The sequence below is a fragment of the Pseudoxanthomonas sp. LjRoot206 genome, assembly GCF_056175725.1.
Genome location: NZ_JBGFFI010000004.1, coordinates 166,601 through 178,434 on the forward strand (window position 1 = coordinate 166,601; position 11,834 = coordinate 178,434).

Annotated in this window: 11 protein-coding genes; 4 read left to right on the top strand and 7 right to left on the bottom strand. The window is 68.1% G+C overall.

The window, feature by feature from the left end:
* Nucleotides 1-25: 25 nt before the first annotated feature.
* Complete coding sequence (locus tag AC04MD_RS13815) at nucleotides 26-757, bottom strand: SURF1 family protein (RefSeq protein WP_475497854.1); 732 nt, start codon at nucleotides 755-757, stop codon at nucleotides 26-28.
* An 86-nt stretch (nucleotides 758-843) separates the two neighbouring features.
* On the opposite strand from AC04MD_RS13815, the gene AC04MD_RS13820 reads away from it, so the two are divergent.
* Nucleotides 844-1,065 carry a twin transmembrane helix small protein gene (locus tag AC04MD_RS13820; RefSeq protein ID WP_192274268.1) on the top strand — a complete coding sequence of 74 codons (222 nt, stop codon included), beginning with the start codon at nucleotides 844-846 and terminating at the stop codon, nucleotides 1,063-1,065.
* A 95-nt stretch (nucleotides 1,066-1,160) separates the two neighbouring features.
* Here the strand turns inward: AC04MD_RS13820 and AC04MD_RS13825 are convergent, their stop codons facing one another.
* From AC04MD_RS13825 to AC04MD_RS13850, 6 genes are read right to left on the bottom strand one after another with little or no spacing between them, the layout of a single operon-like run.
* On the bottom strand, nucleotides 1,161-2,039 hold the full coding sequence (locus AC04MD_RS13825; RefSeq protein WP_475497855.1) for a cytochrome c oxidase subunit 3: 879 nt from the start codon (nucleotides 2,037-2,039) through the stop codon (nucleotides 1,161-1,163).
* 28 nt (nucleotides 2,040-2,067) lie between these two features.
* Nucleotides 2,068-2,646, bottom strand: coding sequence for a cytochrome c oxidase assembly protein (locus AC04MD_RS13830; RefSeq protein WP_475497856.1), 579 nt, complete (start codon nucleotides 2,644-2,646; stop codon nucleotides 2,068-2,070).
* On the bottom strand, nucleotides 2,643-2,777 hold the full coding sequence (locus tag AC04MD_RS13835) for a hypothetical protein (RefSeq protein ID WP_475497857.1): 135 nt from the start codon (nucleotides 2,775-2,777) through the stop codon (nucleotides 2,643-2,645). The genes AC04MD_RS13830 and AC04MD_RS13835 overlap by 4 nt, the downstream gene beginning before the upstream one ends.
* Nucleotides 2,778-2,796: 19 nt before the next feature.
* The gene (gene ctaD, locus AC04MD_RS13840) at nucleotides 2,797-4,428 is read right to left on the bottom strand and encodes a cytochrome c oxidase subunit I (RefSeq protein WP_475497858.1); all 1,632 of its coding nucleotides are present in this window, start codon (nucleotides 4,426-4,428) and stop codon (nucleotides 2,797-2,799) included.
* A gap of 34 nt (nucleotides 4,429-4,462) precedes the next feature.
* The gene (coxB, locus tag AC04MD_RS13845) at nucleotides 4,463-5,407 is read right to left on the bottom strand and encodes a cytochrome c oxidase subunit II (RefSeq protein ID WP_475497859.1); all 945 of its coding nucleotides are present in this window, start codon (nucleotides 5,405-5,407) and stop codon (nucleotides 4,463-4,465) included.
* Nucleotides 5,408-5,425: 18 nt separating this feature from the next.
* Nucleotides 5,426-5,902: a DUF2244 domain-containing protein gene (locus AC04MD_RS13850; protein ID WP_475497860.1), complete on the bottom strand. Its 477-nt coding sequence runs from the start codon at nucleotides 5,900-5,902 to the stop codon at nucleotides 5,426-5,428.
* Between the two features lie 262 nt (nucleotides 5,903-6,164).
* Here AC04MD_RS13850 and putA point away from each other — a divergent pair, with 262 nt between their 5' ends.
* The 3 genes from putA to AC04MD_RS13865 all read left to right on the top strand — a co-directional run bounded on the left by putA (nucleotide 6,165) and on the right by AC04MD_RS13865 (nucleotide 11,757).
* A complete protein-coding gene (putA, locus tag AC04MD_RS13855; protein WP_475497861.1) occupies nucleotides 6,165-9,380 on the top strand; it encodes a bifunctional proline dehydrogenase/L-glutamate gamma-semialdehyde dehydrogenase PutA in 3,216 nt (1,071 codons plus the stop codon).
* A gap of 249 nt (nucleotides 9,381-9,629) precedes the next feature.
* Complete coding sequence (locus tag AC04MD_RS13860; RefSeq protein ID WP_475497862.1) at nucleotides 9,630-10,790, top strand: GGDEF domain-containing protein; 1,161 nt, start codon at nucleotides 9,630-9,632, stop codon at nucleotides 10,788-10,790.
* A gap of 13 nt (nucleotides 10,791-10,803) precedes the next feature.
* The gene (locus AC04MD_RS13865; RefSeq protein WP_475497863.1) at nucleotides 10,804-11,757 is read left to right on the top strand and encodes an SMP-30/gluconolactonase/LRE family protein; all 954 of its coding nucleotides are present in this window, start codon (nucleotides 10,804-10,806) and stop codon (nucleotides 11,755-11,757) included.
* Nucleotides 11,758-11,834: the final 77 nt, after the last annotated feature.

Genomic DNA, 11,834 nt, shown 5'->3' on the forward strand with positions numbered 1-11,834 from the left:
GGCGCATTTTCTCACGCCCGGGCGATCATTGCCCCTGCCGCGTCCGGCGCCGGCTGCGCCAGGTCAGCACCAGCGCCGTGACGAACACCGCACCCGCCAGCCCGAACCACTGCACCGCGTAGCCCACGTGCCGCTCCGGCGGCAGCGTATTGGGCAGGATGTCGAGGTCGCGGGCATAGCCCAGCGGCAAGTCAGGGTCCAGCTTCAGCACGCGCGGTGCCAGCGAAGACAGGCCCAGTGCCTGTGCGATCTCGTCCCGCTGCAGCGCGATCACCAAGAGGCTGCCGTCCGCCTGCGCCGTCGGTGGCGCCTTTGCGATGCCTTCGGACGGCGGCGGCACCAGCAGGCCCGCCACGCGATGCTGGCCCGACAGCGGCGCCACGGCCGGCATCACGCGATCCCCCGGCACCGGCAGCCAGCCCAGCTCCAGCAGCAGCGGCGCTCCCGCATTGGGCTGGAAGACACGGTAAACACGTATGCCAGGCTGGCGATCACGCGTCTGGTTGTCGAGCAGGATCGCCGGCGCGGGCAGGAATTCACCCTCGCCCGCCGCCCAGTCGTAGGCCTGCGATCGCGCCTTGTCCGCGGCCAACCCCAGCGGCTGCGCCTGGCGCTCGGCCAGCACGCGTGCGGTCTCCGCCAGCATCGCTTCCTTCTGTTCGGCCCGGCCCCACTGCCAGGCGCCCAGGCTGCCGAACAGCGACATGGCGAGCACCGCGAGAGTCCAGCCGACCGGCAGCGGCATGCGCCGGCTCACGGGCTGCGTCCGAATGTCGCACCCGCCCAGCCCTGCGGATGGCGCGATAATGCGCGCCTCACCGCCGAGCTCCCGTCGAGGACGCCATGAACGATTCGCTGAAAACCCTGCTGATCATCGCCTTCCTCATCCTCATCGTGTGGAACCTGGGCGCAGGCCTGTACTACATGCTGGTCGACAAGGGCGAGAGCAAGCGCACGGTGAACGCGCTGACCCGCCGCATCGCACTGTCCGTGGGGCTGATCCTGCTGGTGGTGCTGGCCATCAAGATGGGCTGGATCCAGCCGCACGGCATCAACCGGGGCTGAGCCCGCATTGTCCCGCGCGCGGAGCGCCGCGCCAACCGGGCAAAAGGAAAGGGCCGGCATTGCCGGCCCTTTCTTCGTTGCGGTGTCGCCTGCGCTTACAGCACGTAGACGAACAGGAACAGGCCCAGCCACACCACATCGACGAAGTGCCAGTACCACGCGACGGCCTCGAAGCCGAAGTGGTCGTCCTTGGTGAAATGGCCCTTGGCGCAGCGGAACCAGATGATCGCCAGCATCAGCGTACCCAGCGTCACGTGCAGGCCATGGAAACCGGTCAGCATGAAGAACGTGGAGCCGTAGATGCCCGAGCCCAGCGTCAGGTTCAGTTCCTTGTAGGCGTGGATGTATTCCTCGGCCTGGAAGAACAGGAACACGCAGCCCAGCAACACGGTCGCGCCCAGCCAGACGAGCAGCTGGCTGCGGTTGCCGGCCTTCAGCGCATGGTGCGCGATGGTGATGGTCACGCCCGAGGTCAGCAGGATCAGCGTGTTGAGCAGCGGCAGGCCCCACGCCGGGATGGTCTGGAACTGGCCGCCCACCTGGCCCGGGCCCGCGCTCGGCCATGCGGCCGAGAAGCCTTCCCACAGCAGGCTGTTGGTCATCACGCCGTCGCCTTCGCCGCCGAGCCACGGCAGCGACAGCGTGCGCGCGTAGAACAGCGCGCCGAAGAACGCGGCGAAGAACATCACTTCCGAGAAGATGAACCACACCATGCCCATGCGGAACGACACGTCCACCTGGCGGTTGTACTGGCCGCTCACCGACTCGCGGATCACGTCGCCGAACCACATGAACAGCGTGGCGCACAGGCCAGCGACGCCGGCGTAGAACGTCCACATGCCCCACGAGATGTCGTTGAGCCAGCTGGCCACGCCCACCATCGTGATGAACATGGCGATGGAGCCCACGAACGGCCACTTGGAGCTGTGCGGCACGAAGTAGATGTTGGCGTCTGGCGATGGGGCGTTTGCCATGGCGATGCTTCCGGTTGCTAAGGCGTGATCAGGGTGCCGCGAGCGGCGAAGGCGACGCCGTGCCCGTGCCGATCTGCGCGGTCAGGGCGTCGTTCTTGAAGAAGGTATACGACAGGGTGATCGTCTTCACTTCCGCCGGCAGGTCCTGGTCCACGATGAAGCGGACCGGCATGTCGCGGCTCTCGCCGGGCTGCAGCGTCTGGGCGGTGAAGCAGAAGCACTCGGTCTTGGTGAAGTAGCCCGACGCGCGCGCCGGCGCGACCGACGGCACCGCGCTGCCGACCACGGCGCGCTCGCTTTCGTTGCGGGCGAAATACTTGGCTTCGTAGAGCTCGCCGGGCACGACCTGCATGGTCAGCTGCTCCGGATGGAACGCCCACGGCAGCTTGGAATTCACGCCGCCATCGAACTGCACGGTGACGGTGCGCTTGGCCTTGGCGGCGGCGACCGCCGCGGCCTGGCCGGGGCCCTGCTCCAGGCGGATGCCGAACACCTTCTCGCAGGCGATGCGGTACAGCGGCACCAGCGAGAACGTCAGCACGAACACGGCCAGCGCCACGCCCACCAGCTTGAACAGGCCCGCCGAGTTGGACGTGGCGGCCGTCATGCGCTCAGCACCGCGCGGCCGATGAAGGCCACGAAGATCGCGAAGGCGATGCCACCGATCACCCACGCGGTCCGCAGCACCGCCTTGCGGCGGCGTGCGAGCTCTTCGGGGGTGAAGGCGGGGGCGTTCATGCGACCGGGCTCAGGCGTCTCAGTGCGTCACGTCGCCGTGCGCCAGGTCGCCGTCCTTGATGACCGGCGGCGTGGTGAAGGTGTGGTGCGGTGCCGGCGACGGCACGGTCCACTCCAGGCCCTTCGCGTTTTCCCAGGCGCGCGCCTCGGCCTTCTTGCCGCTGCGCAGCGAGGACCACAGGATCGCCGCCATGATGAACGGCGTGGCGAACATGCCGAACGCGCCGATCGAGCTGATGAAGTTCCAGTCCGCGAACACCGGGTTGTAGTCCGGGATGCGGCGCGGCATGCCGGCCAGGCCCAGGAAGTGCTGCGGGAAGAACAGCAGGTTGACGAACACGATCGTCCACCAGAAATGGAACTTGCCCCAGAACTCGTTGTACATGCGGCCGGTCCACTTCGGCCACCAGTAGTAGGTGGCGGCGATGATGGAGAACAGCGCGCCGGTCACCAGCACGTAGTGGAAGTGCGCCACCACGAAGTAGGTGTCGTGGTACTGGAAGTCGGCCGGCACGATGGCCAGCATCAGGCCGGAGAAGCCGCCGATGGTGAACAGGATGACGAAGCCCACGGCCCACAGCATCGGCGTCTCGAAGGACAGCGAGCCCTTCCACATCGTGCTGACCCAGTTGAACACCTTCACGCCGGTCGGGATCGCGATCAGCATGGTGGCGAACATGAAGTAGATCTCGCCGCCCAGCGGCATGCCGACCGTGAACATGTGGTGCGCCCACACGATGAACGACAGGAACGCGATCGAGGCGGTCGCGTACACCATGGCCTGGTAGCCGAACAGCGGCTTGCGGCTGAAGGTCGGGATGATTTCCGACACTACGCCGAACGCCGGCAGGATCATGATGTAGACCTCGGGGTGACCGAAGAACCAGAAGATGTGCTGGTACATCACCGGGTCGCCGCCGCCGGCCGCGTTGAAGAAGCTGGTGCCGAAGAACTTGTCGGTCAGCAGCATGGTCACGGCGCCGGCGAGCACCGGCATCACCGCGATCAGCAGGAACGCGGTGATCAGCCAGGTCCAGCAGAAGATCGGCATCTTCAGCAGGTCGATGCCCGGCGCGCGCATGTTCAGCACGGTGGCGATGATGTTGATGGCGCCCATGATCGAGCTGACGCCCATCATGTGGATCGCGAAGATGGTGAACGCGACGTTGTAGCCGCCCTGCAGCGACAGCGGCGGGTACAGCGTCCAGCCGCCGGCAGGCGCGCCGCCCGGCAGGAACAGCGACATCAGCAGCAGCGTGAAGGCGAACGGCATGATCCAGAAGGACCAGTTGTTCATGCGCGGCAGCGCCATGTCCGGCGCGCCGACCTGCAGCGGGATCATCCAGTTGGCCAGGCCGACGAAGGCCGGCATCACGCCGCCGAAGATCATGACCAGCGCATGCACCGTGGTCATCTGGTTGAAGAACTCGGGGCTGACCCACTGCAGGCCCGGCACCATCAGCTCGGCACGGATGATCACCGACATGCCCGCGCCGATGATGAACATGATGAAGCTGAAGATCAGGTAGAGGGTACCGATGTCCTTGTGGTTCGTGGAGAAGAACCACCGGTCGATGAAGCCCTGCTGGTGACCGTGATGATCGTCGTGCCCGTCGTGATGAGAATCGTGGGCGACGTTGGAGTTGGCCATGTGCTTACTCTCTTGAAGCTAAATCGGCGATCGATCAGCCCTGCGCCGACGGCGCGGGGGTCTCGGCGGTGGGGGCGGAGTCAACGGCCGGGGCCGTCGTGGCGTCGGCCGGCGCGGCCTGTTCCACCGGGGCGGCCGGAGCGGGCTCGACAACGGGCGCGGGCTTCTTCGACGCCAGCCACTGCTCGAACTCGGCCTTCGGCACCGCCTTCACCACGATCGGCATGAAGCCGTGGTCCTTGCCGCACAGCTCGGCGCACTGGCCACGGTAGATGCCCGGTTCCTTGATGTCGGTCCAGGCCTCGTTGACGATGCCCGGGATCGCGTCCTGCTTCCAGCCCAGCGCCGGCACCCACCATGCGTGGATGACGTCGTCGGCGGTGATCACGAAGCGGATCTTGGTATCGATCGGCAGCACCAGCTGGTTGTCGACGTCCAGCAGGTAGTGCGGGTGCGCCTTGATCTCTTCCTGCGTGGCCTGCTTGTTCTGGCGCAGGCGGTCGGACTCGCGGTCAAGGCGGCTGGTGAAGGACACGTCCTCACCGAGGTACTCGTACTTCCACATCCACTGGTAGCCCGTGACCTTAACGGTCATCTCGGCGTCGCGGGTGTCGTACATGGCGATCAGCTTGGCGGTCGCCGGCCAGGCCATGACCACCAGGATCAGCACCGGGATGACGGTCCAGATGATCTCGGCCGTGGTGTTGTGGCTGAACTGCGCGGCCACCGCACCCTTGGACTTGCGGAACTTGAACATCGCGTAGCCCATCGCGCCGAACACGATGATGCCGATCACGATGCAGACCCACAGCGCGATCATGTGCGCGTCGTAGGCGTGCTGCGAGGACGCGGTGACGCCCTTGCCCATGTTCAGCTGCCACCGGTGCGGGTCAGCCGACTGCGCCCAGGCCAGCGCCGGCATCGCCAGCAGCGTGCACGCCATCGCCAACCGCTTCCACAACCCATTCACTTGCGTCATTGCCTAGACCCCAATGCGTCATCGGTTGCGGCCGCTAGCGGCCGCCAGTAAATCCTGCAACGTGTCCGCCAGCTCCCGCCGCTCGGCCGGTCCAAGGAAGTCGCCCACCCTGACCCGCCTGCCGCTGGACGCCAGCGAAATCCTTTCGCCTCCCCGCTCGATGTCCAGGCGGACCCAGTACGGGTGCGCACGGAACACCATCCCTCCGCCGGAGGTGACCACCTCCACCGCATCGGAACCGACGCGGATCTCCTCGCCCCGTTCGCCACTCCGCCACAGCGCACGCAGCGCGGCGGCCAGGATGGCCGAATGGAGCAACGCAAAGGCCGGCGCGAAGGCATTGCCTCCCCACCAGCCCAGCATGGCGACGATCCACATCGCACCCGACAGCGCCGCGAACAACATCACGAACTGGCGGCACGTCAGCGCCCGCGGCGGCCGCAGCCGGAGCTGTGCGCCGTGTCCGTCCCACGATGACGGCACCATTTCGATCATGTCGTCCGCCACACGATCCAGGCTGCGGAAAACCGTTAAATGGTAGCCCCGAGCACCCGGTGCGGCAAGTTGCATTGATCGAGGACAAGGCGCGGAGCCTGTCCGCGCGGGCCGCACGGCGCCGTCCAGGGACGATTCCGGGACCGGGTTCACCGCTTCGCCGATGCCTGCCCTGGATGCCCGTCGAGACGGCACGGCGGGCATATCCGGGTCGCCCGCGCGGCCCTAAACTAATGGACTGCCTTTGGACTGCCCTGCCGTCATGTCGACCCCTTCGCCCGTCCCGTCGCCCGCCGCCCAGGTGCCCGGCGCCATCGTCTCCCCCGAGCTGCCCGCGCCGCCGGCCGCCCTGCGGGCCGCCATCACCGCCGCCTGGCTGCGCGACGAGACCGCGCATGTCCGCGAGCTGCTGGAGCAGGCCCGCCTGCCGGCGGACGAGCAGATCCAGGCGCAGAAGCTGGCCATGGACCTGGTGAAGCGGGTCCGCGCCCGCGCCCAGGACCAGGGCGCCATCGAAGCCTTCATGCGCCAGTACGACCTGGGCAGCGAGGAAGGCGTGCTGCTGATGTGCGTGGCCGAGGCGCTGCTGCGCATCCCGGACCAGGAGACCGCCGACAAGCTGATCCGCGACAAGCTGGGCGATGCCGACTGGGAAAAGCACCTGGGCCAGAGCGACTCGGTGCTGGTGAACGCCTCCACTTGGGGCCTGATGCTGACCGGCAAGCTGGTCAACCTGAACGACCTGACCCGCGCCGACGTGCCGGGCGCCTTCAAGCGCCTGGTCGGCCGCGTCGGCGAACCGGTCATCCGTCTGGCCGTGCGCCAGGCCATGCGCATCATGGGCCACCAGTTCGTCATGGGCCGCACCATCGACGAGGCGCTGGCGCGCAGCCGCAAGGGCGAGAACGCCGACTACCGCTACTCGTTCGACATGCTGGGCGAGGGCGCACTGACCACCCGGGACGCCGCCCGCTACCTGGAAGCCTACCGCCAGGCGATCCACGCGATCGGCCGGACCGGTCCGTTCAAGGACGTATTCGCCGCACCCAGCATCTCGATCAAGCTGTCCGCGCTGCACCCGCGCTACGAGCACGCCAAGCGCGCCCGGGTGATGAAGGACCTGGCCCCGGCCATCCTCGAACTGGCGCAACTGGCCAAGTGCTACGGCATCGGCTTCACCATCGACGCCGAGGAAGCCGACCGCCTGGAGCTGTCGCTGGACCTGATCGAAGCGACCTTCTCCGACGCCTCGCTCGATGGCTGGGAGGGCTACGGCCTGGCGGTGCAGGCCTACCAGAAGCGCACGCCGTACGTGATCGACTTCCTCGCCGACCTCGCCCGCCGCGTCGGCCGCCGCATGCCGGTGCGCCTGGTGAAAGGCGCGTACTGGGACGCCGAGATCAAGCGCGCGCAGATCGACGGCCATCCGGGCTATCCGGTGTTCACCCGCAAGCCGAACACCGACGTGTCGTATCTCGCCAACGCGCGCCGCATGCTCGACCACGGCGAAGCGCTGTACCCGATGTTCGCCACCCACAACGCGCAGACCATCGCCGCGATCCGCTTCATCGCCGACGGCCGCCCCTACGAGCACCAAAAGCTGCACGGCATGGGCGACGACCTGTACGCCGAAGTGGTGCCGAAGCACCGCCTCGACACGCCGTGCCGCGTGTACGCGCCGGTCGGCTCGCACGAGGACCTGCTGCCCTACCTGGTGCGCCGCCTGCTCGAGAACGGCGCCAACAGCAGCTTCGTCAACCGCATCACCGACGAGGACGTCGCCATCGAGGATCTGGTGCGCGACCCGGTGCAGACGGTGTCCGAGTTCGAGTCCATCCCGCACCCGCGCATCCCGCTGCCGGTCGATCTTTTCCGGAGCCAGCCGGCTCCCATCGCCTCTTCTGACAGGAACAACTCCATGGGCGCCAACCTCGCCAACGACAACGACCTGCGCGCGCTGGCCGAGCGCATCAACGCGGCGGTCAAGCCGTGGCGCGCGGCGCCGCTGGTGCCGGGCGCAGTCGTCGCCAGCGCGGCGCTGCCGGTGACCAATCCCGCCGACCGCCGCCAGACCGTCGGCGAATGGCAGCCGGCCGACAGCGCCGCCGTCGAGAAGGCGCTGGCCAACGCCGTCGCCGCACAGCCCGCCTGGGACCGCACGCCGGCCGCCAGCCGCGCCGCGATCCTCGAGCACGCCGCCACCCTGCTGGAACAGCGCCTGCCCGACTACATCGCGCTGTGCGTGAAGGAAGCCGGCAAGACCATCCCCGACGGCGTCGCCGAAGTGCGCGAAGCCGTCGATTTCCTGCGCTACTACGCCGCGCAGGCGCGCACGCAGTTCGGCGCGCCGGAACACCTGCCCGGCCCGACCGGCGAATCCAACCAGCTGCAGCTGCAGGGCCGCGGCGTGTTCGTCTGCATCAGCCCGTGGAACTTCCCGCTGGCGATCTTCCTGGGCCAGGTGAGCGCCGCGCTCGCCGCCGGCAACAGCGTGATCGCCAAGCCGGCCGAGCAGACCAACCTGATCGGCCACGCCGCGGTGAAGCTGCTGCACGAAGCCGGCATCCCCGAGGCGGTGCTGCAGTTCCTGCCCGGCGACGGCGCCACCGTCGGCGCCGCGCTGACGAAAGACCCGCGCGTCGCCGGCGTCGCCTTCACCGGCTCCACCGAGACCGCGCGCGCGATCAACCGCGCGCTCGCCAGCCGCGACGCGGGCCCGATCGCCACGCTGATCGCCGAGACCGGTGGCCAGAATGCCTTCATCGCCGACTCGTCCGCGCTGCCGGAGCAGCTGGTGAAGGACGCGATGGGTTCGGCGTTCACCTCGGCCGGCCAGCGCTGCTCGGCCGCGCGCGTGCTGTTCGTGCAGGACGACATCGCCGACAAGGTCATGACGATGCTCGCCGGCGCGATGGACGAACTGAAGGTCGGCGACCCGGGCCTGCTGTCGACCGACGTCGGTCCGGTGATCGATGCCGACGCGCTGAAGATCCTCGACGACCACGCCGTGCGCATGGCGAGTGAGGCGCGCCTGATCAAGCAGGCGAACGCCGGCGACGACACCGCGCACGGCACGTTCTTCGCGCCGCGCGCATGGGAACTGAAGTCGCTCGACCAGTTGCACAAGGAGATCTTCGGGCCGGCCCTGCACGTGGTGCGCTGGAAAGCCGACCAGCTGGACGCGGTGATCGACGCGATCAACGCCACCGGCTATGGCCTGACGCTCGGCGTGCATTCGCGCATCGACGAGACCATCGACCGCATCGCCGCGCGGGTGAAGGTGGGCAATGTCTACGTCAACCGCAATCAGATCGGCGCGGTGGTCGGCGTGCAGCCGTTCGGCGGCCAGGGTCTGTCCGGCACCGGCCCCAAGGCCGGCGGCCCGCACTACCTGCCGCGCTTCGCCACCGAGAAGACCGTCACCGTCAACACCACGGCGGCGGGCGGCAATGCGTCGCTGCTCACGCTGGGCGAGTGACGCCGTAGCCGCGCTCGCCTCACGGACGACGCACCACGAAGCCCCGCTCCGGCGGGGCTTTTTCGTTGAGCGTGACCCACGGCACTGACACCCCGGGCAGCGCGCGGCGATGCTGCGGATCCGTGGTCGCCGTCGCTGAAGCCCTACCGCACGTGCGCCAGCATCGGGGCGATGCCACTGCCGGATTGCACCGTATCCTGCGTTTCGGCATCGACGGGATTGCCACCGCACGCAAGGCTCCAACGACGCATGACGACCGATTTCTACAACCTGCTGCTCAGCGACTGCGCGCTCGCCGCCGTGCTGCTGGCGCTGTTCTTCTACGTGGGCAAGGTGTCGCGCGGCGTGCGCGGCATCGCCACGTGGGGCCTGGCGCACTTCCTGTACTCGCTGGGCGCGGCGATGCTGGACGGCACCGCGCAGACGCTGGTGCGCGCAGGCAATGAGTCCTTCGCCGATGCCATCGCCGGTGCCGGTGGCCTGCTCGCCTGCGCCGGACTGGTGGGACTCGCATGGTCGATCATCCAGTTCGTGCAGCAACGGCCGTTGGCGCTGTGGGAACGCGCGCTGCTGCCGCTGTGCCTCGGTTTTTCGCTGGTCGGCGTGGCCATGGGCGGCGGCGTAGATGCGCAGGGCGCGGCGATGAGCGCCACCGAAGTGATCGTGCTGCTGGTGATGCTGCGCCATCTGTTCGCCCTGAACAGCGCGCCCGACCACGTGCCGGCACGCCTGATGATCGTGGGCTGCGTGGTGCTGCTGTGGCTGTACGGTGGCGACCTGCTGGCGGCGCTGACCGGCCGCTACGGCCCCAATCCGATGTGGGTGAACCTGGATCTGTCGATCTGGTTCATGCTCAATTTCTGCATGCTGATGCTGGCCAGCTTCCGTGCCGCGGAGCCGCTGCGGCGCAGCGCATTGTTCGATCCGCTCACCGGCGCGTTGAACCGGCGCGGACTGGACAACGAACTGGAATCGCTGGGCGCGCGTTCGGCGGCCGAACACGGCTTGGCGGTGATCGTGCTCGACCTGGACCACTTCAAGGCCGTCAACGACGACCACGGCCACGAGACCGGCGACCTGGTACTGCAGCGATTCTCCGACGTGGTGCGCAGCTGCATCCGCAGCGAAGACGTGTTCGCGCGGCTGGGCGGCGAGGAATTCATGCTGGTGCTGCGCAATACCCAGGCCGAGACCGCGCACGCGCTGGCCGAGCGCATCCGCCAGCAGGTGATGGCGCTGGAGTTCGCACCGGTCAACCGCAACATCCGCGTCACGGTCAGCCTGGGCATCTCGTTCACCGCCGACCGCCACGCGCCGTACGACACGCTGATCCGGCTCGCCGACGAAGCGCTGTACGAGGCCAAGCACCAGGGACGCAACCGGATCGGGGTACGCTGGCACCCCGCCTGATCCCGAGACCGCCATGCCGCGTCGCCACCGCCTCGCCTTCGCCCTGCTCCTGTGCGCCGCCGCACCGCTCGCCCAGGCCTCGGCCTACCGTTCGGTCTGCCCTGCCGAGCCCGGTCATGCACCCGCGGGCGAACTGACGGCCACGCGCGTGGCCGTCGCCAAGCCCGGTGACGACCAGGACCGCCTCTACGAAGGCGCGGTGTGGAAGGACGGCGCGCTGTACCTGTCCGACTTTGTGCACAACGGCACGTTTCCTTCGCGCATCCGCCGCTTCACGCCGCCGGACCGCTGGGAGACCGTGGTCGAGGACAGCGGCAGCAACGGCCTGGCACTAGACCTGGACGGGAACCTCATCGCCGCCACCCACGACCGCAAGCAGGTGGCGCGCGTCGACCTGGACGACGGCTCGCGCACGGCACTGGTATCAAGCTTCGAGGATGCGCCGTTCAATTCGCCGAACGACCTGGTGATGGCTGCCGACGGCACCCTGTTCTTCACCGATCCGGACTACCAGCGCAAGGCCGCGCCCGGCGGCCAGCCACGCACGCGCGTGTACCGTCATCACAAAGGGAAGACGACCGCGGTGGATGACACGCTGCGCAATCCCAACGGCATCGCGCTGTCGCCGGACGGCGGGACGCTGTACGTCGCGGGCGGCACCGACGATGGCGACGTGCTGCGCGCCTATCCGCTGCACGGCGGCGTCCCCGGCGAGGGACGCGATCTGGCCCGCATCAGCGGCGGCGACGGCCTGGCCATCGACTGCCTGGGCAATGTGTACGTCACGGAACACGGCGAACAGCGCGTACGCGTGTTTTCGCCCGCCGGCGAGGTGCTGGCGACCATCCGCGTGGATGCGAACATCACCAACGCGGCCTTCGGGAGCGAGGACCGGCGCACGCTGTTCCTCACCGGCGCGGCCAGCCTGTGGTCGATCGACCTGCCGGTCGCTGGCCTGCCCTATTGATCCCTCTGTAGGAGGGGCTTTAGCCCCGATGCTTTTCGCGCAGAAGCATCGGGGCTAAAGCCCCTCCTACAACAGCA